Source organism: Nostoc sp. DedQUE02 (genome assembly GCF_034531035.1).
Taxonomy (GTDB): Bacteria; Cyanobacteriota; Cyanobacteriia; order Cyanobacteriales; family Nostocaceae; genus Nostoc.
On the sequence record NZ_JAVRBY020000004.1, the window covers coordinates 173,019 to 194,356 of the forward strand.

Below are 21,338 nucleotides of genomic sequence, written 5' to 3' on the forward strand. Positions count from 1 at the left end.
GAGTGGTGACGCGGATACTTGCTTGTAGAAGATTATAAAACCTAAATTATTGCAAGCATCTTAACAAAGTTTTGCGCTTTGTTCCATTTTGCACGTAGCTCGTCCGTGTCCGCCCTACCAGAACTGCTGGGGTATCCCCATACCTGAGCTGTAAATGTACTGCCTCCAATCCAAACAAATAGTCTCTGTCCGTCCAAGCTAATTGTATGACAATCAATGAATGATAAATTAGTTATGAGGCGACAAAGTTCGTGTCCTGTCTGAATGTTCCACACTTTAATAGTTCCATTTTCTCGGCTACTACTAATTAATAACCGTCTATCTGGGCTGATATCAACATCAGGAATAAACCTTGATTGGGTATTAATTGTGCAAAATACCTGTTCTGTCTGCCAATCCCACAATTCCAGAGTAATATTATAGTTTTTGTCACTGGTATAAGTGACCAAGGTTTGTGAGTTTGAGTATATGGAAAAACGGCGAGGAAGATATTCAGGTATCTCAATAGAGGAATTTTCCTCTATTTGATGAATATTCCATAATACAAAAATATTAGCATCACCAGTACTGACAAGTTTTTGACCATCTGGACTAAAAGAAACAGTCCAAAAGTTTTCTGCATGATGACCGGTGGTGAAGATTTTTTCCCCTATTTTTAGATCCCACACCTCAGCACAATCATTACAATGCCAAAGTCCTAATATTTGGTCATCTGGAGCGAAGATAACTTGAGTAAATTTCGTTGGGTTTTCCTGCTTCCATGTATTAGTTACTTGTTGTGTCTGAATATTCCATATTTTCACTATTCCATCATCAGCAACAGTTACTGAGACTTCTTTATCTACATTAATAAAAATACAATCAATCCCAGGAACTTCATCTGTATACCTCTCAATAGTAAAAAGATACTCAAAAAATAAATATGGATTGTATAGCTGTAATGCCAGTTTAGCTCTTGGCTCTGTACTTTCCTGAAGTAGCCAATAAGCTGCCTCTTCAACATCAACCTCTGAGTTCTGTAAAGCTTCAATAATCAAGTCTAAGCCAGCTTCCCCATACTCAAAAGCATCTAGAAGGGCATCAATTTTTTGTTCAACCTTTCCATGCGCCAGCAATTGCTTAACTCTTTCAATTCCTCCCAAAACTGCATCGTTAACTGTCATAAATTCTTTACTATTTTGATGGTGGGTTTAAATCTGCCACAAATTTCTCCCAGTTTCAATGCCCGATCCCCTAATTCAAATTTAAACTTAATAAAATCTTAATTTCTACTTGATCCTGGGTTGATAGGTTCCTTGTGTTTGGTTGAGCAGAAATTAGGAAACAAGTCAAATCAAGCCATTATTTGTGCTTTTGGCAATTGACCCTTCTGAATGCCAACTGTATTTACATCTGGGAAGGGGTGAATATGGAACTTATGGATGGTACACGCCTGCTAGCAAATCGGTGCAGACGGCGGAGTTTTTTGTTGGGTGCAGGATTTTTAACGGGGTTAACAATCGCTAGCCAATGGCATCCGGTATTGGCTAACTCAAGGTTTTCTAGCTATCCGTTCAGTCTTGGTGTTGCATCTGGCGATCCTTTGCCGGATAGTGTTGTTATCTGGACACGACTGGCTCCCAATCCACTCTCTAGAGGTGGAATGCCATTGGTAAATGTTCCAGTGCGGTGGCAAGTCGCCCTTGATGAAAACATGAAACAGGTTGTGCGGCGAGGAACAGTACTAGCAACACCAGAGTTAGCGCACTCAGTCCACGTTGATGTCCGTGGGCTAAACCCTGACCATTGGTATTGGTATCAATTTCAAGCAGGTAAGGAAGTTAGCCCCATTGGACGGACTCGTACAGCACCAGCATTTTATAGCTATACCCAACAACTGAACTTTGCTTTTGTCTCCTGTCAAGACTGGCAAAATGGCTACTATACGGCTTATCGACATTTGGCTGAGGAAAATCTTGACCTTGTGGTTCATCTGGGTGACTACATCTACGAATACGGGCCACAGTCTGGTGGGCCCCGCCAGCATAATAGTCCAGAAATTATCACTCTTAAAGACTATCGCGATCGCCACGCCCTCTACAAAACTGACCCAAATCTCCAAGCTGCTCATGCGGCTTTTCCCTGGATTGTCACTTGGGACGATCATGAAGTTGACAACAACTACGCCAACTTAATCCCAGAAGACAACCAAACTCAAGAGGCTTTTAGAAAACGGCGAGCTAATGCTTACCAGGCTTACTACGAACACATGCCCTTACGTCAGTCTTCATTGCCCAAGGGCCCAGACGCGCTGCTTTATCGGCGGTTGACTTTCGGTAATTTAGCTGAGTTCAACATCTTAGACACCAGGCAATACCGCACTAATCAGCCTTGTGATGACGGATTGAAACCTCGCTGCTCCCAAGCTTTTGATCCCAATGCTACCATGACAGGCTCAGAGCAAGAACAGTGGCTACGAAAAGGGTTAGACCAATCGCGATCGCGCTGGAATGTGATTGCTCAACAGACCATGCTAGCCGAGTACAATTTCAATAGTAGTCCAGGTGCGGGTGTCTTCAATGTAGATCAATGGGACGGTTATGTGGCTGCACGTAACCGGCTTTTGAGTTTTCTCAACCAGCGCCAACCTTCTAATCCAGTGGTAATTAGTGGAGACATTCATTCTAGTTGGGTACACGACCTCAAACTTGACTTTAATAACCCAAACTCACCGACGGTAGGCACTGAGTTCGTAGGAACTTCAATTACCTCTGATTTTCCTACCTCATTCATCGCTCCATCTCAAGCTGCCCTAACTAACAATCCCCATACTAAGTTCTTTGACGGTGCTTACCGAGGATACGTTCGCTGCAACCTGACTCCAAAACGCTGGCAAAGCGACTATCGTGTTGTATCAAGCATCGTTGACTTGAATGCTTCAGTCAAAACCTTAGCTTCGTTTATAGTCCAAAACGGACAACCAGGGGCACATTTAAGTTAAGCTAATCTCACAAGCAATTAAACGGCGTTGCAGAACAGAGGGATGAATTTAGGCTGGCAGGGGAGGCAGGGGGTGCTGGCGTTGCAGGGGGTGAGATTTTATAACTTGCGAAATCATCTCGCAATTATGCAACGCCAATTAAACAAACCCTCCAAATTATATTTGGAGGGTTTCAATATAGTATTTTAATACTATTAAATATAATTTTGACTATAAGCAAGATCCCGATTGGGATGTTGTTATCTGACATTTTTTAGGTGTTTAGATATAGCAATCCTATCTGAGTTACCAAACTGCAAGAGACCTAAAAAAGGCGGATAATCCAGGGAGTTTAGAAGGAGCGTAGACTATTCAAGTCGAGAAGCGATCGCCTGTTAAAGCTTATACTAGATTAATTTTCACATAGAGTTACTTTGGCATTTCTTTGCAATACTTAACTAAAGTAAACATAGATTAAAAATAATAACTAACATCATAATTTATTAAGTTTATCAGACTAAATTGAGAGTATCCTGAATAGTTGAAGTCTAGTAAAAACTTGAAGTAACTAAGTGCAAACAAATGTTTAAATTTGTTTAGATTTTTATCCTTTGCAATTTGTTTGAGTGTTAAATACTAAAAAAGAAAGTTTATTTATGCCAACTTACTAATTAGGTTGTCAAGCAAGGTGGTGAAAATCCGACCAGAGCCAAGTACCAACAGCGAAAACAAAAGTAAACTTCACAAAAATTACGTAAGATGATTAGAAGAATTTTGCTGGCTGTATCGGGATTGGGACACGCAGAAGAAATGCTCAAAACCCTGAAAGAAATCCCTTCTGTTCAATCTGCAAAAGTTACAATTTTGCATGTTGTTCAAGCACAAAATGCTGCTGCTACCATGACAGCTAAATGGGAAAATGGCGGTAGAATTTTAGCCAATGCCATTCAAACTTTGAACTTAGATCCTAGCCAGGTTTCTTCAATTTTGCGCGAAGGCGACCCGAAAGATGTAGTTTGCCAAGTAGCTGATGAAATTGACGCTGACTTGATTATTATGGGTTCGCGCGGACTGAAGCGGCTACAATCGATTTTATCGAACTCAGTCAGTCAGTATGTTTTCCAGCTATCTTCTCGCCCCATGTTGCTGGTAAAAGATGACATTTATGTTAAAAGAATTAAGCGAATTATGGTGGCAATAGACAATTCTGATTCAGCAAAAAATTGCTTGAAATTGGCATTGTTTTTACTGCGAGATATTCCAGGTGGCGAATTAATTTTGGCAAATATTAGTACAGATTTTGGCGGTAAAAAATCGGAAATAACCAAGGTTAACCCAGCTCAAAATCCAGTTTTAGCAGCCGCAGTTGCAGAAGCTGAAAAACAAGGCATCCAATCTCGTTCTTATATCAGCAGTGGCAAACCTGGTGAAGAAATTTGTCGATTGGCAGAAGAGTTGAATATAGACTTATTATTGCTTGGTTCTCCAGATCGTCGGCCATCGATCGCTAAGAGTTTTGTTGATATAGATCGACTTATCGGATCTTCTTTGTCTGACTATGTTCGAGTCAATGCTACTTGTCCGGTATTGTTAGCGCGGACAATCGCTTAAAGTAAACAGTGCTGAGTATAAAAATGATAGTAAAGAAACAAGATTTGTCTTATCTTTACTACTCAGCACTTGCTCAAATCCCTCTACCACTAACATCACTAAGTTGCTGGTTGATAAATAAAAACCCCTACACTATTGGTGCAGGGGTTATTTATTTTATACACAAACTCTTAACTATCTTTTCCACCTTCGCGGCTAGCAGTTTGGATGTAAAGAATTAGTAAAAACACGGCGGGGACTAGTACGAACAAAATGCTCGCTATGAACCCCAGGTCATTAACTTGCATGGCAAGAAAGCCTCTCTTAAATTTCCAGTCAACAACATTAGGATAGCATCATCGATGACCGAGTTATACCAATTCAAAATTCAAAATTCAAAATTCAAAATGAGTTTACTCAATTTTGGTAAGTATTTTGACTAGTGACTGGATATAAATTGAAGCAATGACAGATTTGATAACTTAAGGTTTCGTAACTACGCTGACTGAGCCATTTACTAAAGTTTGACAGGCAAGGCGGTAATTTTCCGGCTTTTTCTTGAATTTCCGGTTTTCTACATCTGTGCGGGGGGAAAGATTTTCTAGTCCTTCGACTATCTCCACAACACAAGTACCACACTGACCATAACCACCGCAATTGGTCATCTTGCCAATCAATGTATATATATCAATGCCATTTTGTATAGCTTTGAGCCGGAGATTAGCACCATCTGCCGCTACTACTTCTTTGTTTTCTTTAACGAATTTAATATTACCCATAACTGATTCCTCCTTGACTATAACCTTGGGTTTCAAGGCTTCATATTGACATGGCTTGATCAACATCTTATTTATTATATTAATTCATTACAAAATATTAATAAATATTAACTTTATCAAACACGGCGCTACAAAAAAATAGGACAGGTACTCTACCTGTCCTATAAATTGAAAAATAGATTAACTTACCTAAATCCCACAGCTGCTTGCCAAACGAAAGCAAGCAACAAGAAGAATACCGGGATAACTGGGAGAACGTCTACCAAAGGATCAAAGATTTGGTAAGCTTCTGGCAGTTTTGCTAATAAAAGTGCTGCTTCCATGTTTGTTTAAATCCACCTATCCAACACAGCTTTCATAATTGAGAAATATCTTAACATGGTTTGAGTCTCGATCATTGGTCAATAGTCATTTGTAATTTCCCCTTCATCTGGTGTTGATTCAGATGAGTTGAGCCAGTGACCAAATTCTGCGACAAAGCGATCGCTCAATATTGCTTCTCTAATTTTTTGCGTAAAGCGAATTAGTTCGGTAATGTTGTGAATGCTCAACAAGGTATAAGCCAAAATTTCCTGCGATCGCACTAAATGAGATATATAAGCACGGCTAAAATTTTGACACGTATAACAGGGACAAGTTTCATCTAATGGCGTAAAGTCTTCACGAAACTTCGCATTTTTCAAATTCCAGCGTCCGCCTTGGACTATTGCCGTCCCATGTCTTGCCCAGCGAGTGGGAATTACGCAATCAAATAAATCTACACCAGATGCGATCGCGATCGCCATTTCCCGATAAGTACCCACACCCATCAAGTAACGCGGCTTATCGGGAGGTAGAAGCGGTGCTGTAACTTTTACAATCTCAGCCATCATTTCGGGCGGTTCTCCCACACTTACACCACCAATGGCATATCCGGGCAAATCCAACTTAGCCAAAGCTTCCGCCGCACGGCAACGCAAATCTAAATATACACCCCCTTGCACAATCCCAAACAACGCCTGTTCGCTGCCTTGATGAGCTGTTATGCAGCGTTCTAACCAACGGTAAGTGCGCTCAGTTGCTGTTTCTACCTCTTGGCGAGTCGCTGGATAAGGCGGACACTCATCAAAGGCCATAATTACATCTGCCCCTAAAGTATTTTGAATCTCAATGGAGCGTTCTGGGGTTAAGTTAATAATTTGTCCATCGTGGGGCGAGCGAAAAGTAACGCCTTCTTCAGTAATTTTCCGCATCTCGCTTAAGCTGAAGACCTGAAACCCACCCGAATCTGTGAGCATTGGCCCATTCCAACCCATAAATTTGTGCAACCCACCACCCCCAGCCACGATCGCTTCCCCTGGTTGTAGGTGAAGATGATAAGTATTAGATAAGATCATTTGTGCCCCAGTCTCTCGTAGCTGGGCTGGGGTAATAGTTTTGACATTAGCCAGCGTTCCCACTGGCATAAATCTGGGGGTTTCGACAAGACCGTGAGGGGTGAAAAACACTCCGGCTCTAGCTTTGGTTTGGCTACAGCAAGCAAGACATTGAAAAGAAAAATTCGCACTCATGCCATTTTGGATTTTAGATTTTAGACTTCGGCTGCGCTCAGTCGAACGATTTTGGATTGTGAAACACTAATTGGTAAAGAGTTTCAGAAATCCATAACTAGCAGCCATAAAACCAAATGGTATTAAGGCAAGATTAATATGATTTGGCTAAATTATGGACAAACATAAAAACTGGTAATTGAGTTTTAGTAAATACTTAAGCATTCACTACTAACCTAGTTACCAATTTACGAGTATATACTGTAATAAATGTTATTTAAAAAGAATCAGAACAGTCATCGTCAATTTCTGCATCCCACCTAGCTGAGAGTACTTGCTCCATCATCGCTTCTATGGCGCTGACATTGAAGCTTCGCTCTCGTCGCTCTTGTAAAGGGGTTGATCGAGGAATCAACCGCAGACACACTCCTTCTTGCATCAAATCGAAGTACGTCTCTTGTTGCGACGACTGTTTTAATTCCAAGTAATCAAAACTACAAACATTCAGATAGAGCGCGTGGTTAGCCACTAAAGTAGACCTTTGTGGATTGGCAAAAACCTCCATCACATCCCCTTCACCCTCGCTCAGTACCTTATCTTCTTGGGTGTAGATGTAGTGGACTCGACCTAAATCTGCCAGCAATCGCCGGATGTCGAGCTTATTCACAATGATGCCCGTGTTAATAATGCACGGAGCTGGTATCCTGGTGTCGGGTAGATGGTGACTCATAGGAAAATAGCGATTGAGCTAAGGAGAGCGACAACATAGCTAAACTGTCATAATTGAATAGCTTGTTTACTCCCTACATTTAAAAAAATATCAATTTTGTGGGGCAATCGTCTAATAATTTAGAGTAAGTTTTTAGTTAACGAATCCAAAACACAAATTTTGCTCCCTGATGGAATTTTAACTTTTTAAATTCTTCGTTTTCTTGTATCAAAAGTACTCAATATTATTTGTTTACCACTTAGACCAGGATAACAAAATTTTCAAGGAGTATGTCTGATAGAAGTAAATCTTATTTAAAGTTTTAAGGTGTGCCTATATTGGTTGTACCGAAATCAAGACTATTATCCAGCAGTTTACCAAATATTAATGTAATTCAAATGACGAAACAGCAACAGTGGTGGAAAAAGCTGCTGTTAAAGCTGGCAGCTAGTATTATATTTTACAGTATTATTCCACTACCGTATTTGGAAGGATTAGACTTTCGGGGAGTGGCGCGTCTTGCCTCGCTTGTAGGGCTAATAATTGGGGGAATTTTAGGGTTACTGGATACGGGGATGGATTATATTGGTATGCCCGTGTTAACTCGTAGTGCGTTGGTAGTAAGTGTTTGGATTGCTATCACTGGAGGATTGCACTTAGATGGGGCAATGGATACTGCCGATGGTTTGGCAGTGGGCGACCGAGATCGGCGATTGGAGGTGATGGCAGATAGTGCTACAGGAGCCTTTGGGGCAATGGCAGCGATCGCCTTGGTGCTATTGAAAATAACAGCTTTGACGGATATGCCAGAAAACCGTTGGTTATTGCTGATGGCTGCTTGTGGCTGGGGACGTTGGGGACAACAATTGGCGATCGCCCGATATCCTTATTTGAAAGCAACTGGTAAAGGCGCATTTCACAAACAAGCCATTCGTTCTTACAAAGATTTGTTACCGGGACTGTTGTTATTGTTGGGTTTGAGTGGTTTACTTGTGCTGATAAATAAACAGCAGCTATTTCTCGCACTGGCAATGATAATTGCTGGAAGTGCGATCGCCACTTTAACTGGTGCGTGGTTTAACCACAAATTAGGCGGACATACTGGAGATACCTACGGCGCAGTCGTCGAATGGACTGAAGCCTTATTTCTCTGCGTGCTGACCGCAGTATAAAGTCAAAAGGTAAAAGTAAAAAGTTAAAAGAGAAGAAATAAGAATTAAATACCAAGATTTCATAAATCTTTCTTTTGCCTTTTTACTTTTTATTTTTTACTTCATTTAATCGGTTGCAACTTTGTCACCTTGAGTTTAAAAGCCCCAACCCCAGTTTCTCCAAAAGACCGGACACGAATCACATAATTCCCTGTCTCTACGATGCGAGTAAATAGTAAAGAATTGCTACTACCATCAGGGCCATCATCATTTTCTGCCAGAGTCGAACCATCAGGTGCCAGCAGTGTGATGATGCTGTCAAAGTTTTCAGATGAGAGGTCAACTGCTAAATTATCGCCCTTTTGCAACTTCACAGTATAATCACGGGCAAACCCACCTTGACCTGTGGGAATATCTTTGTCTGAGAGGCGATCGTCAATTTCAGTAGTGTTAGATAAAGGAATTGGACTATACAACTTATTTTGAGCAAAAGCTGCACTTGTACTTATGCTTATTGCCAGCAATGTGGCAGGAATGATGATGAGTTGTTTTAAACCCGCCGCAAAAACTTTATTCATACATTTCAAGCAATTTTTCTACAAAAAAATAGGGTAATTTGGTCAACTTATGCATTTATCGGTCTTTGACGGCAGTGGCTACAGCTACTAATCCTAAGACTACAATTCCATACTGACGAAGTGTTTGCACAGCAGACCTGGCAGTAGCACCAGTAGTATAAATATCATCTACTAATAGCACTGGAACATTTGGAGGACTACGACGAAATTCTTGCCCAACAGCAAAAGCTTGAGCCAAGTTTTTTTCTCGTTTAGATACCGATAAACCAAATTGCGCTTCAGTTTCTCGCACTCTTGCTAAACCGTTTAGTTTCAATTTTAATCCAGTTATTTCGCAGAAGCTTTCTGCTATGAGTGCGGCTTGATTATATTTACGTTGCTTTTGCTTGCTAGCGTGCAGTGGGATGGGCACTACCACAGGCTGGCTATCTCGCATCGGTGAATTTAACAGCCATGCTTCTCCTAACCATTGACCCAAAGGACGAGCTATTTGGGGTTGATTTTCGTATTTCATCGCTGCGATCGCTCGTTTCACGGGGCCAGCATACTCTCCCCAACCAAACACTGGTATAGGCTCTTGCCATAGAGAAATCGGGTCTTTGCGTTGACATTTTTGCAGTTGTCTGGTGCAGTTTTGACAAAATTCTTGGGATGTTGCGCGTTGACATAGGGGACAATGGGATTGAAGAAAAAGATTGAGTAAGCCTGTGAGATTTTTAATCCAAGTGTGCATTTAGAATTGTCCTTTGTCATTTGTCCTTAGTTAGTAACTCTTGACCAATGACTTAACATAGACGCGATCGCACCTTGTTGTTTCTACTCCCGTGGCTGGGGTGTAGCCGTTGCTTTCATACAGCTTGACTGCTTCCACCAAAACGCTGGCGGTTTCAATCCAAATTTCCTGAAAACCACGCTCTGCGATCGCTGCTTCTAGCTGTTGTAACAAATATTTCCCTAGTCCCAAACCCCTGATGCTGGGCAAAAGATACATTTTGCGAATTTCTACAGCTTTTTCGCCTCGGTGTATGGGGTAGTATGCTCCAGTACCGACTAACTGGCTTTGGTGTTCAATTACCCAAAATTCTCCCCCAGTAGCTAAATAATATTCTTCTACTCGCAGCACATCTCGGTCAGCACCCTTTGGTTCCCAAGCCAAACCGTATTCTGATAGTACATAACTAATGACTTCGGCGGCTCTTGTGCGATCGCTTTCTACCCAATTACGAATTATAAAATCTTGATAATAGTTTTTCATTACCATTTGCTGGTCAAGTTTGCACAGAAAATTTTTCCGTATCTATATCCCAATTTACTCAGCAAATAGCCTTTCTGGCAGAGCCGATTTTAAACAGTACTCTTAAAGTGTGAATTATGCCGCCGAAGCCTAGCGGCTTGTTGAAGACATCTTTGATTTTCGTGGTGACTTGGGCGGCGTTCGGTGTGCGCCAAAGTACTTCTCACTACGGTAACGTAACCACACCCGTAAAACTTGCGGAATCTGGTCTTTTTGTTCCTTACTCAGGGTGTTGTAAAGGGCTAAAGCGCGATCGCGTTCACCCCGACAAGCTGCATTATTGTGAGCATCCCAATAGCTACGAGCTACTCGAATCCGCCGACAGACTTCTTTAATTAGCGCGTCTCCTGTAAGTGGAGTATCTTGCTTACTCATACTCAAATCCGATAAATTTCTAATGCCATCCTAGCGAGTCAGACTTATGTTGACAATTGCAACTAACTACAGGATTCATATTTGATTTCTGAAAAAATTCAGTACAACTCAAAGAAGCTTCTTGCCTATTGCCTATTGCCTCTTACCTCTTACCTGTTGCCTATTCCCTATTGCCTCTTATCTATTGCCTCTTACGCAAATAAGTATACCTACACCAAGCTGCACGAACAGAAATCAAATCCGATTGCTATACCAATCAAATACTTCACTATTAAATTAACTGGCTGATTTGCAGCTTTTTTCTAAGCTAGAATACCAAAGTTGTGTTTAACACACATTCGCCAAGTCAATTGCCAAAAAACCGTTATTTCCATGAACTACTACGTGATTTACGACGGAAATTGTAATCTCTGCGTTACCTTAGTGCAATTGCTAGAAAGCTTAGACAAGGGAGAGTTATTTCACTACGCTCCTATGCAAGATGAGCAGACACTTTTAAAGTGGGGAATTACAACCCAAGATTGTGAACAGGGGATGATTTTAATTGATGGCAATCAACCTCAGAAACGCTGGCAAGGTAGTAACGCAGCAGAAGAGATTGGGCGGTTATTGCCAGCAGGAAGTATATTTGTAGACGCTTATCGAGCATTACCAGGGATGAAATGGGCAGGCGATCGCTTTTACGAACAAATCCGCGATCATCGCTACACTATCTTTGGTAAGCGTTCCAATACATATCAATCCTCATACTGTGTAGATGGTAGCTGCAACGTAGATAACTAGTCCAAGCAGAAAATTTAGTAGAGATGTTGCACTGCAAGGTCTCTACTTGCAACTCGTAAGAGTATTGATGCAACCTTGGAAGCACTTTCGCTTACTATATTTGTCATAATTCCAAAAGCTACTCTCGCAACTCCACTTTAGACAGAGTTATTTGTTAAGAAATTCAACCTTCCGGTGCTAGCGAAAAGTCTGCTAGACCAACCATTATGCTATCTGGCGTGTTTGTAAATATTGTGCAATCTATGACATTTGCGATTGCGCCACGATTCGGCACAACAAACTGGAACTGATGGGAGGATACTGCGTGAGAATAGGTGCTAACTACTTGGGTGACGGAGAGTGCGAATTTACAGTTTGGTCTCCGCTATTAGAGAGCGTCACGGTACAGATTTTGACGCCAGAACCGCAGTTAATTCCGCTCAAGCCTCAGTCTGAGGGATACTGGCAAACGAAAGTTAACGATGTATATCCAGGCACGCTTTATCGATATGTTTTAAATGGGCAAGACGCTTTTGCCGATCCCGCATCGCAGTATCAACCCGAAGGGGTGCATGGGCCGTCGCAAATTATTGACCAACACTTTGAGTGGACTGATGAAGGATGGACTGGGATTCCTGTGGAGTCGATGATTTTCTATGAAGTTCACGTTGGGACTTTCACGCCTGAAGGAACTTTCACCGCCATTATTCCCCGCTTACCGGATTTGAAAGAACTGGGAATTAACGCCATTGAAATCATGCCCATCTCCCAATTTCCGGGAGATACCCATATTGAGGCAACTCTGGCATACCGCAACTGGGGTTATGACGGCGTTTATCCTTATGCGGTGCAAAATTCCTACGGTAGCCCAGCCGATCTGAAGCAACTAGTAAATGCTTGCCATCAACACGGAATTGCCGTAGTGCTGGATGTGGTGTATAACCACTTTGGGCCCGAAGGCAACTATATGAGTCAGTTCGCGCCCTACTTTACTAAAACCTATAAAACACCTTGGGGCGAAGCGCTGAATTTTGACGATGCCCATAGTCAGGGTGTGCGAAATTATTTTATCCAAAATGCGCTTTACTGGTTGCGCGAGTTCCACATTGATGCATTGCGGCTGGATGCCATTCAAGCAATTTACGACTTGGGAGCAAAGCATTTTTTATGGGAACTGGCGGAAGCAGTTCATCATTTCTCACAACAAGGGCAAAAATGGAAACGCCATTTAATTGCCGAAAGTGACTTGAATAATCCGCGAATAATTCGTCCAGCAGAATTGGGTGGATATGGACTTGATGCCCAGTGGAGTGATGATTTTCACCATTCATTGCACGCACTGTTGACAGGCGATCGCCAAGGATATTATCAAGATTTTGGGCAAGTGGCTCAGTTGGCAAAATCTTATGAAGATACTTTTGTCTACGATTGGAAATACTCGCCCGATCGCAAACGGTTTCATGGCCTATCTTGCCGCGATCGCCCCCTATCACAATTTACAATCTGTATTCAGAATCACGATCAAATCGGCAACCAAATGAAAGGAGAACGCCTCACCCAGAGGATCTCTTTTGAAGGATTAAAGTTAGCTGCTGGGGCTGTGTTACTGTCGCCTAATTTACCCTTGTTATTCATGGGAGAAGAATACGGTGAAACAGCACCCTTTATTTACTTTGTCAGTCACTCCGATCCTGATTTAATTCAAGCAGTTCGAGCCGGACGCAAACAAGAATTTGAAGCATTTCACTATGCAGATGATCCCCCAGATCCCGAATCGTCAGAAACTTTCCTAAAGTCTAAACTCAATTGGGAATTACGCAATGACGGTAAGCACAAAGTTCTCTGGGATTGGTATCGCCAGTTAATTAATTTACGCAAGACGCATCCAGCACTTTTGAATCAAGATCGCAACTCCATCAAAGCAACTAGCGATGAAGATAAGCAGTTGGTCATCGTGCGCCGTTGGTGCGAATCAAGTGAACTAATATTTGCGATGAATTTCAATTCATCTTCAGTGACAGTGGCTTTGCCGTTTGAGCAAAATGCCAATAAATTGTTAGACTCTGCTGATACCTCATGGTCTGGGCATGGTTCTGAAGCTCCTGAACATCTCTCTGTAGGGCAAGAAGTCAAATTGCATCCTACTAGTTTAGTACTCTATGAAAAAGGATGAGGCAAAGAGCTAGAACTTAAAGTTTCAAGTAAAAAGGCTCAACGTCCGAGTAAAAAGGCTCAACCTTCGAGCTAAAAGGTTCAACGTTCGAGCAAAAAGGCTCAACCTTCGAGCAAAAAGGCTCAACGCTCGAGTAAAAAGGCTCAACCTTCGAGCTAAGAGGTTGTTTGAAAAGTAGTTGGCTGTGGTTTTAGGCACTTATTGATCCCCCCTAACCCCCCTTAAAAAGGGGGGAACCGGAATCAAAGTCCCCCTTTTTAAGGGGGATTTAGGGGGATCTAGAACGTTTCACTACCGTGAAGAGGACTTTTCAAATATTCTCTAAAAGGTTCAGCGTTTACCCTCAAAACCTCATCTTTCTCCCTCATCCCCCTTACTCCCCACTAAAAAAATATGCGAATTCCTACCGCCACTTATCGAATTCAGTTTACACCTCAGTTTGGCTTTGACAACGCCAAAGCGATCGCAGCCTATCTAGCAGATTTAGGTATTTCTGATTTATATGCTTCCCCGATTTTCAAAGCCCGCTCCGGGAGTACACACGGCTACGATATAGTAGATGCCACTCAACTTAACCCAGAACTGGGAACTAATGAATCCTTTGATGCCTTAATTGGTGAAATTCAATCCCTTGGTATGGGCTGGTTACAAGATATAGTGCCCAACCACATGGCCTATAGCAGCGAAAACGATTACTTGATGGACGTATTGGAACACGGCCCAGATTCCAGTTATACCGACTACTTCGATCTTTCTTGGAATGCACCCTTTGGCGATCGCCAAGAGCGAATTCTCGCGCCGTTGCTGGGAGATTTCTATGGTGCATCCCTAGAAAACGGACACATTCAACTGCAATACGAACAAAACGGTTTAACCGTCAACTATTACAGCTTAAAACTGCCACTCCGGTTAGAATCTTACACAAAATTTATCACCTATAATCTGGGTAAACTCACCCGGACACTCGGACGCAATCATCCCGATTTTATTAAGTTATTAGGGATTCTCTACATTCTCAAAAGTGTGCCTTCAGAAGTTGCCGGAAAACAGCGACAAGACCAAATCGCATTTATTAAAGGATTGCTTTGGGAACTCTACACCACAAACGACACCATCCGCGAGTTCATTGACGAAAATATCGAAACTTTTAACGGAGAACCTGGTAATTCAGAAAGCTTTAACCTGCTAGATGATTTACTGAAGGATCAATTTTACCGTCTCGCCTTCTGGAAAGTTGGGGCGGAGGAAATGAATTACCGCCGCTTCTTTACTGTTAATGAACTGATTTCCGTTAAAGTTGAAGAAGTTCGGGTTTTTAATAATACCCATAGCTTCATTCAAAAGCTGGTTGAAGAAGGCAAATTTACAGGCTTACGGGTTGACCATATTGATGGACTTTATAACCCAATCCAGTATCTCGAAAGACTGCGGGAAAAGATGGGAGATGTTTATATCACCGTCGAGAAGATTTTAGAACTCACCGAAGAATTGCCGGAAAACTGGGGAATTGAAGGTACATCTGGATATGACTTTCTCAACTATGTAAATGGTGTATTTTGTCAAACAGAAAATGAATCATCTTTCGATAAAGTTTACCAGAACTTTATTAGTTCCAGAGTAGATTATGCCTCGGTAGTGAAGGATAAAAAACACCTGATTTTGGAAAAGAATTTAGCAGGTGATATTGACAATTTGGCACTTTTGTTAAAGAACGTTTCCAGCAAATATCGCTATGGCAATGATTTTACACTGAATGGATTAAAAAGAGCGATCGCCGAAGTTTTGACACTGTTCCCGATTTACCGCACCTACATTACACCCGATGGGATTGGAGAAAGCGATCGCGCTACCATTCAAGAAGTAATCGATCAAACCAAAGAACAAGTACCCCTATTGCAGAACGAACTGAATTTTATTGAAAAGTTGATGCTGCTAGAGTTTGATAATTCTCTGACTCAAACAGAACGCGAACAGTGGATATATTTTGTCTTACGGATGCAGCAATACAGTGGGCCGTTAATGGCCAAAGGCGTAGAAGACACCACATTATATGTTTACAATCGGTTGCTGTCGCTGAATGAAGTCGGGGGAAATCCGGGACATTTTGGCATCGACTTAGCCAAATTTCATGCCTTTAACAAACAGCACCAAGAAACCTGGCCTCACACAATGAACACCACCGCCACCCACGACACCAAACGCGGCGAAGATGTGCGGGCCAGATTGAACGTCCTCTCAGAAATTCCCGATGAATGGGATCAGCAGGTAAATACCTGGAGTGCCATGAATCGAGGACATCGTAGCCATCGCCACGGGTTTGCTATGCCCGATCGCAACGACGAGTATTTTCTCTATCAAACCCTAGTAGGGGCGTTTCCTTTTGCCGAACACGAACATGCATCCTTCGTGGAACGAGTAAAAGACTATATAATTAAAGCAATTCGAGAAGCGAAAGTGCATACAGCATGGTTACGACCTGATAGCGAGTATGAACAAGCTTGTACCTCTTTCATTGAGAAAGTCCTCGACCCTTCCCTCTCCGGGGAATTTTTAGAAGCCTTTCGTCCCTTTCAAGGGCGAATTGCAGAGTATGGTATCTTCAATTCCCTTTCCCAAACTCTACTAAAGATTACCGCCCCCGGCGTACCCGATGTATACCAAGGAACAGAACTTTGGGAACTCAGCCTAGTCGATCCAGACAATCGCCGTACCGTGGATTTTGAACAGCGACGCACCTACTTAAGCGCCATCCGCGAACAGGTTAAAACCGATATTCTGGGTTTGATTCAAGAATTGCTGAGTGATAAAAGCGACGGTAGAATCAAACTGTTTTTAACGGCTCAATTACTCCAAGCCAGAACAAACTTTGTTTCATTATTCCAGGATGGCGATTATTTACCGTTAGAAGTTCAGGGAACCCACGCCAATCACATAATTGCCTTTGCGCGGCGGGAAGGGAATCAAACAGCGATCGCCATCGCCCCTCGCTTTTTTACAAACCTGATCCAGCCAGGAGAAAACCCCTTGGGCGATTCAGTATGGCAAGATACGCACCTGCTATTATCCCCTGGAACTCCCTCCACCTGGAAAAACGTCATCACTCAGCAACCCTTACAGGCAACAGAAACATTATCTATCGGATCTGCCCTCACCCATTTTCCAGTCGCCCTATTAGTTAGTAGTGCCGAATGAAGAGTGCTGAGTTGAAAGACCGTCCACAAAGGGCTTTGCTCAAACCGAAGTACATAAGTAGTATTGAGTACATTTTCTTCACTCAGGACTGCCTCAACGCCCCGCTACCCCTAGCAGGACTCAGCACTTAGCAGGTAAAAAGATGAATCCTCCATCTTACGCAGAGAAATGCCGTAAAATCTCTGCGTACCTCTGCGATTCCCTTTGCGATCCTCTGCGTTAAAAAAAATCCTCCAACCTCCTCACACCCCGTCAAATTGAATTATGATTGTTTCCCCAGCACTTACCACCACTCAGATTGACAGCGTGCGGGCCCATATCAAAAAAACCTGGAAAACTTTAACGCGATCGCACGAACACTTATTACAATCCGCCAAAGATACCAAACTAGACCACAAAACCGATACTCCCTGGATTGTTTACATTTCCCCTTCAGAAGATTGTCCCAACATTCAGACTGTGTTAGAGCGATCGCTATCTCCAAAAGATATGCAACAGCTAGAAATTCGCACTTTGCCAGCAGAAGCAGAAGCGATTAAAGAGCATGGGTTATTATACCTACCAGGGCCTTATGTTGTACCAGGCGGTCGCTTCAATGAAATGTATGGCTGGGACAGCTACTTTATATTGCTAGGACTGTTGCACGATGGAGAATTGGAGCTAGCACAAAGTCAAGTCGATCAATTGTTGTACCAAGTACAACATTACGGCATTATTCTCAACGCCAACCGGACTTATATGCTGTCGCGATCGCAGCCTCCTGTCCTCAGTATGATGGTTTTGGCGTTATTCCAGCACACCAAAGATAAAGAGTGGTTGAAAGCAACCGTACCGCTGTTAGAGCAATTTTACTATTACTGGGTAGTACCGCCCCATCTGAATGCTGCAACCGGCTTATCCAGATTTTATGCCTTTGGGGAAGGCCCAGCGCCAGAAGTTTTGTTTTCCGAGCGGGATGAAGAAGGAAAAAGCCACTATGATCGCGTCAAGGAATATTACCAAACCTTTGAGGTTGAAGATTACGATGTCAATCTTTACTACGATCGCGAAAATGACAAACTAACCAATCTATTTTACAAAAGTGATCGCACCATGCGCGAGTCTGGTTTTGATATCACCAACCGATTTGGCCCTTTTAGTGCTGATATTCTCCACTACGCTCCTGTGTGCCTCAATAGTTTCTTGTATCAAGTGGAACAAGACATGGCGCAAATTAAGCATATTCTGGGGAACGAACAATTGGAACAAAAATGGAGCAATCGCGCAGATATCCGCCGCGATCGGATCGATCAATTTCTTTGGGATGAAGAACGAGGACTCTATTTCGACTATCACTTCCAGAGTGGGAAAGACCGCCGCTACGAATTTGCTACCACATTCTATCCCCTGTGGCTGGGAATTTCTTCTCAAGCCCAAGCCCAGCGCGTCGTGGAAAATCTCTCTTTGTTTGAAGCCCCAGGTGGAATTCTTGCCAGTACTCATATTACCGGAAACCAGTGGGATGCTCCCTTCGGTTGGGCACCATTGACTTTCATTGCTATCCAGGGACTTCACCGTTATGGGTTTCATACAGAAGGCGATCGCATTGCTAACAAATTTTTGGCTATGGTAATCAAAGAATTCGAGCGTCACAATACCCTAGTTGAGAAATATGATGTTGAACGCTGTTCTGCCAACGTTTCTGACGAAATCTCCTTTGGATATAGTTCTAACGAAGTTGGTTTCGGCTGGACAAATGGAGTCATTCTAGAACTTTTAACAGGCGGTGGGAAAAAAGTTTAGATAAAAAGGCGTGAGATTTTTTCTCACGCCTTTATCTTCAATAAATGGGTTTAACTATATTAGAACTTACACAAACTCTACGATTCTTGAGAATAATTGCAATGGTTCAATCAGCCCCAAAAGTTCTAACCGTTGATAAATTTATTAGCCAGTACGGTGAGTGCGATAGGAGCCAGAATGCAAAATGAATTGGAATAGTGGCATATTGCAATATGCCACTACCTTTGGATAAAAGGGTTTAAGTACGGAGCTAAATCTACAATTTACTAGTTTTCAATTTTATGGTTTGTCTGAATTCCCCGGTAATCGCCCTCATCTGAATTCTGAATTTTGACTCCTGTATTATTTATCAATGCTGTCTCAGCACCTACCAAGTATCATCTGTACGTTTATCGTAAGGCTCACCTGTAAAAGGTTGTACGCCAATAGTAGGGTAAGCATCATCCGTAGGGCCAAAAATCCGCATTGCAGCTTCAGAAATATACTGGGTTATGTTCGCAATGATTTGGGAAATAGCCATAATATTGGACTCCTTTTTTCGAGTCGCTTAATTGTGTTATCTATACTCTAATGCTGATATTTAAGGCTGGCTCTAATTCTCAATATATTGAGAATATATGCAATGTTTATTCAGATAAGTTTGCAATACTTTAGCTTGTCAAAAAATCAAACTTTCCTCTTTGATCTTAATTGTAACATAGTTATTTCTCTAACCCTTGTCTGGAAAAGAGGCTGGGAAAGAAACTTGCTTTGGCAGGATATTATTTCCTTTCATTAGCCGCTTTGTGAGATTAACATTATTGCTAGCTTTTACTATTAAAAAACATTAAGTATTCTATGAAGTTATTATTAACTTGCCGATAAATCTATTGTCATACGGCAATCTCAGAAAATCTACTTGCCAGGAGTTGACATTATTTATGGTAAATATTACCATAAATAAAAGAAGCATCTTGTAAGGAAGCTCTTGCATGACAACTTTGCCAGATTTGGATTATGTATATAAACAGCAAAGCCAGCAGAACCCGGAACTAAACCTTTCTGCCGATGACTACAGCTTGCTGACCGACCTTTACCAGTTGACGATGGCAGCTTGTTACACAGGCGAAGGTATAGAACAACGACGGGCTAGCTTTGAGTTGACTATTAGGCGATTGCCAGAGGGTTTTGGTTATTTAATTGCAATGGGGCTAACGCAGGCATTGGAATATTTAGCCAAATTCCGCTTTAGTTCGACGCAAATTGCGGCATTACAAGCGACGGGGATTTTTGCTCATGCAAGCGATCGCTTTTGGTCACTTTTAGCTGAGGGAAAGTTTACGGGTGATGTTTGGGCAGTACCAGAAGGAACAGCCGTGTTTGCAAATCAGCCACTATTGCGGGTGGAAGCACCTCTTTGGCAAGCCCAACTAGTAGAAACTTACCTGCTGAATACGATTAATTACCAGACTTTGATTGCTACAAAAGCAGCAAGGTTAAGGGATATAGCGGGAGAATCAGCAACACTTTTAGAATTTGGCACAAGACGAGCATTTAGTCCGCAGGGGTCTTTGTGGGCAGCACGGGCAGCGTTGGCGGGTGGGTTAGATTCCACTTCTAATGTGTTAGCAGCGCTACAACTAGGACAAAAGCCAAGTGGTACGATGGCACACGCCCTGGTGATGGCGTTGTCAGCAATAGAAGGTACTGAAGAACAAGCTTTCAGTGCATTTCATCGATATTTTCCGGGTGCGCCATTGCTGATTGATACTTACGATACCATTGCTGCTGCCGGGCGCTTGGCCGAAAAAGTAAATTCCGGGGAAATGCAATTAACAGGAGTGAGATTGGACTCAGGAGATTTAGTTACCTTATCAAAACAGGTGCGATCGCTCCTTCCTGGTGTGCCAATTTTTGTCAGTGGTGATTTGGACGAGTGGGAAATTGCCAGGTTAAAAGCTGCTGGGGCGCAAATTGATGGTTACGGACTGGGAACGCGACTAGTTACAGGTTCGCCTGTAAATGGAGTCTATAAACTTGTAGACATTGATGGTATCCCAGTGATGAAGCAGTCTAGTGGTAAAGTTACTTATCCAGGACGCAAGCAGATTTTTCGCTTGTTTTCGGGAGGGAAGGTAAAAGCAGACAGGTTGGGACTTTTAGGTGAAAGTCCTTTGGACGGAGAAGCTTTGTTGCAGTTGGTAGTGCAAGACGGTGAACGGATACAGCCGTTGGAATCGTTGGCAACAATTCGTCAGCGTACCGCCGCCTCAGTTGCGAGTTTGCCACAACAAACACGGCTTTTGAATCGTCCTGTGGCTGTAGAAGTAAAGATTTCTGAGGGGTTACGGGTATTGACTGAAGAAACTAAGAAACGTAGACGCACCAGCGGCTTGCCGTAGGCTACCGCAGAGGCACAGAGAACACAGAGGTAAGAAGTACTCTTTGAGTCTGTCTTAATTACAAACTTGTACTGAGCGTAGCCG

General features: G+C 42.5%; 19 protein-coding genes. 8 read left to right on the forward strand and 11 right to left on the reverse strand.

Annotation, left to right across the window (positions count from 1 at the left end; all coding sequences use genetic code 11):
* Window positions 1-41: 41 nt before the first annotated feature.
* A complete protein-coding gene (locus RMX98_RS06120; RefSeq protein ID WP_322676271.1) occupies window positions 42-1,163 on the reverse strand; it encodes a hypothetical protein in 1,122 nt (373 codons plus the stop codon).
* A 245-nt stretch (window positions 1,164-1,408) separates the two neighbouring features.
* Between RMX98_RS06120 and RMX98_RS06125 the strand changes: the two genes are divergently transcribed.
* Window positions 1,409-2,980 (forward strand): alkaline phosphatase, encoded by a 1,572-nt coding sequence (locus RMX98_RS06125; protein WP_322676272.1) that lies wholly within the window; start codon window positions 1,409-1,411, stop codon window positions 2,978-2,980.
* A 738-nt stretch (window positions 2,981-3,718) separates the two neighbouring features.
* Window positions 3,719-4,570: a universal stress protein gene (locus tag RMX98_RS06130; RefSeq protein ID WP_322676273.1), complete on the forward strand. Its 852-nt coding sequence runs from the start codon at window positions 3,719-3,721 to the stop codon at window positions 4,568-4,570.
* Window positions 4,571-4,740: 170 nt separating this feature from the next.
* On the opposite strand, the gene psbM is transcribed toward RMX98_RS06130, so the two are convergent.
* The 5 genes from psbM to RMX98_RS06155 form a co-directional block, all read right to left on the reverse strand.
* A complete protein-coding gene (gene psbM / locus RMX98_RS06135) occupies window positions 4,741-4,857 on the reverse strand; it encodes a photosystem II reaction center protein PsbM (RefSeq protein ID WP_084227279.1) in 117 nt (38 codons plus the stop codon).
* 174 nt (window positions 4,858-5,031) lie between these two features.
* Entirely contained in the window at window positions 5,032-5,328 is a 297-nt protein-coding gene (locus RMX98_RS06140; RefSeq protein WP_322676274.1) for a 2Fe-2S iron-sulfur cluster-binding protein, read from the reverse strand.
* Between the two features lie 185 nt (window positions 5,329-5,513).
* A complete protein-coding gene (locus RMX98_RS06145; RefSeq protein ID WP_006195022.1) occupies window positions 5,514-5,651 on the reverse strand; it encodes a photosystem II reaction center protein K in 138 nt (45 codons plus the stop codon).
* A 78-nt stretch (window positions 5,652-5,729) separates the two neighbouring features.
* Window positions 5,730-6,878 carry a tRNA guanosine(34) transglycosylase Tgt gene (tgt, locus tag RMX98_RS06150; protein WP_322676275.1) on the reverse strand — a complete coding sequence of 383 codons (1,149 nt, stop codon included), beginning with the start codon at window positions 6,876-6,878 and terminating at the stop codon, window positions 5,730-5,732.
* 256 nt (window positions 6,879-7,134) lie between these two features.
* Entirely contained in the window at window positions 7,135-7,587 is a 453-nt protein-coding gene (locus RMX98_RS06155) for a hypothetical protein (RefSeq protein WP_322676276.1), read from the reverse strand.
* Between the two features lie 377 nt (window positions 7,588-7,964).
* Here RMX98_RS06155 and cobS point away from each other — a divergent pair, with 377 nt between their 5' ends.
* Entirely contained in the window at window positions 7,965-8,738 is a 774-nt protein-coding gene (gene cobS, locus RMX98_RS06160; protein WP_322676277.1) for an adenosylcobinamide-GDP ribazoletransferase, read from the forward strand.
* Between the two features lie 101 nt (window positions 8,739-8,839).
* On the opposite strand, the gene RMX98_RS06165 is transcribed toward cobS, so the two are convergent.
* The 4 genes from RMX98_RS06165 to RMX98_RS06180 form a co-directional block, all read right to left on the reverse strand.
* On the reverse strand, window positions 8,840-9,295 hold the full coding sequence (locus tag RMX98_RS06165; RefSeq protein WP_322676278.1) for a PPC domain-containing protein: 456 nt from the start codon (window positions 9,293-9,295) through the stop codon (window positions 8,840-8,842).
* A 55-nt stretch (window positions 9,296-9,350) separates the two neighbouring features.
* Entirely contained in the window at window positions 9,351-10,028 is a 678-nt protein-coding gene (locus tag RMX98_RS06170) for a ComF family protein (RefSeq protein WP_322676279.1), read from the reverse strand.
* Window positions 10,029-10,058: 30 nt separating this feature from the next.
* Window positions 10,059-10,550 (reverse strand): GNAT family N-acetyltransferase, encoded by a 492-nt coding sequence (locus RMX98_RS06175; RefSeq protein ID WP_322676280.1) that lies wholly within the window; start codon window positions 10,548-10,550, stop codon window positions 10,059-10,061.
* Between the two features lie 129 nt (window positions 10,551-10,679).
* The gene (locus RMX98_RS06180) at window positions 10,680-10,964 is read right to left on the reverse strand and encodes a Precorrin-3B methylase (protein WP_322676281.1); all 285 of its coding nucleotides are present in this window, start codon (window positions 10,962-10,964) and stop codon (window positions 10,680-10,682) included.
* Window positions 10,965-11,336: 372 nt separating this feature from the next.
* On the opposite strand from RMX98_RS06180, the gene RMX98_RS06185 reads away from it, so the two are divergent.
* From RMX98_RS06185 to RMX98_RS06200, 4 genes are all read left to right on the forward strand, one after another.
* The gene (locus RMX98_RS06185; RefSeq protein WP_322676282.1) at window positions 11,337-11,747 is read left to right on the forward strand and encodes a thiol-disulfide oxidoreductase DCC family protein; all 411 of its coding nucleotides are present in this window, start codon (window positions 11,337-11,339) and stop codon (window positions 11,745-11,747) included.
* Window positions 11,748-12,051: 304 nt separating this feature from the next.
* Window positions 12,052-13,899 (forward strand): malto-oligosyltrehalose trehalohydrolase, encoded by a 1,848-nt coding sequence (treZ, locus tag RMX98_RS06190; RefSeq protein WP_322676283.1) that lies wholly within the window; start codon window positions 12,052-12,054, stop codon window positions 13,897-13,899.
* 393 nt (window positions 13,900-14,292) lie between these two features.
* The gene (gene treY / locus RMX98_RS06195; RefSeq protein ID WP_322676284.1) at window positions 14,293-17,091 is read left to right on the forward strand and encodes a malto-oligosyltrehalose synthase; all 2,799 of its coding nucleotides are present in this window, start codon (window positions 14,293-14,295) and stop codon (window positions 17,089-17,091) included.
* Window positions 17,092-17,355: 264 nt separating this feature from the next.
* A complete protein-coding gene (locus tag RMX98_RS06200; RefSeq protein ID WP_322676285.1) occupies window positions 17,356-18,873 on the forward strand; it encodes a trehalase family glycosidase in 1,518 nt (505 codons plus the stop codon).
* Window positions 18,874-19,240: 367 nt separating this feature from the next.
* Here the strand turns inward: RMX98_RS06200 and RMX98_RS06205 are convergent, their stop codons facing one another.
* Window positions 19,241-19,393 carry a hypothetical protein gene (locus RMX98_RS06205; protein ID WP_322676286.1) on the reverse strand — a complete coding sequence of 51 codons (153 nt, stop codon included), beginning with the start codon at window positions 19,391-19,393 and terminating at the stop codon, window positions 19,241-19,243.
* 451 nt (window positions 19,394-19,844) lie between these two features.
* Between RMX98_RS06205 and RMX98_RS06210 the strand changes: the two genes are divergently transcribed.
* Window positions 19,845-21,254, forward strand: a complete 1,410-nt coding sequence (locus RMX98_RS06210) for a nicotinate phosphoribosyltransferase (protein ID WP_322676287.1) — start codon at window positions 19,845-19,847, stop codon at window positions 21,252-21,254.
* The last annotated feature ends 84 nt before the right edge of the window (window positions 21,255-21,338 follow it).

Coding starts and splice junctions, on each gene's coding strand:
- RMX98_RS06125 (WP_322676272.1), top strand. CDS start 1,409: ATGGAACTTATGGATGGTACACGCCTGCTAGCAAATCGGTGCAGACGG.
- RMX98_RS06210 (WP_322676287.1), top strand. CDS start 19,845: ATGACAACTTTGCCAGATTTGGATTATGTATATAAACAGCAAAGCCAG.
- treY (WP_322676284.1), top strand. CDS start 14,293: ATGCGAATTCCTACCGCCACTTATCGAATTCAGTTTACACCTCAGTTT.
- RMX98_RS06155 (WP_322676276.1), bottom strand. CDS start 7,587: ATGAGTCACCATCTACCCGACACCAGGATACCAGCTCCGTGCATTATT.
- RMX98_RS06130 (WP_322676273.1), top strand. CDS start 3,719: ATGATTAGAAGAATTTTGCTGGCTGTATCGGGATTGGGACACGCAGAA.
- RMX98_RS06205 (WP_322676286.1), bottom strand. CDS start 19,393: ATGGCTATTTCCCAAATCATTGCGAACATAACCCAGTATATTTCTGAA.
- RMX98_RS06200 (WP_322676285.1), top strand. CDS start 17,356: ATGATTGTTTCCCCAGCACTTACCACCACTCAGATTGACAGCGTGCGG.
- RMX98_RS06140 (WP_322676274.1), bottom strand. CDS start 5,328: ATGGGTAATATTAAATTCGTTAAAGAAAACAAAGAAGTAGTAGCGGCA.
- tgt (WP_322676275.1), bottom strand. CDS start 6,878: ATGAGTGCGAATTTTTCTTTTCAATGTCTTGCTTGCTGTAGCCAAACC.
- RMX98_RS06165 (WP_322676278.1), bottom strand. CDS start 9,295: ATGAATAAAGTTTTTGCGGCGGGTTTAAAACAACTCATCATCATTCCT.
- RMX98_RS06145 (WP_006195022.1), bottom strand. CDS start 5,651: ATGGAAGCAGCACTTTTATTAGCAAAACTGCCAGAAGCTTACCAAATC.
- RMX98_RS06175 (WP_322676280.1), bottom strand. CDS start 10,550: ATGAAAAACTATTATCAAGATTTTATAATTCGTAATTGGGTAGAAAGC.
- RMX98_RS06170 (WP_322676279.1), bottom strand. CDS start 10,028: ATGCACACTTGGATTAAAAATCTCACAGGCTTACTCAATCTTTTTCTT.
- RMX98_RS06120 (WP_322676271.1), bottom strand. CDS start 1,163: ATGACAGTTAACGATGCAGTTTTGGGAGGAATTGAAAGAGTTAAGCAA.
- psbM (WP_084227279.1), bottom strand. CDS start 4,857: ATGCAAGTTAATGACCTGGGGTTCATAGCGAGCATTTTGTTCGTACTA.
- RMX98_RS06185 (WP_322676282.1), top strand. CDS start 11,337: ATGAACTACTACGTGATTTACGACGGAAATTGTAATCTCTGCGTTACC.
- cobS (WP_322676277.1), top strand. CDS start 7,965: ATGACGAAACAGCAACAGTGGTGGAAAAAGCTGCTGTTAAAGCTGGCA.
- RMX98_RS06180 (WP_322676281.1), bottom strand. CDS start 10,964: ATGAGTAAGCAAGATACTCCACTTACAGGAGACGCGCTAATTAAAGAA.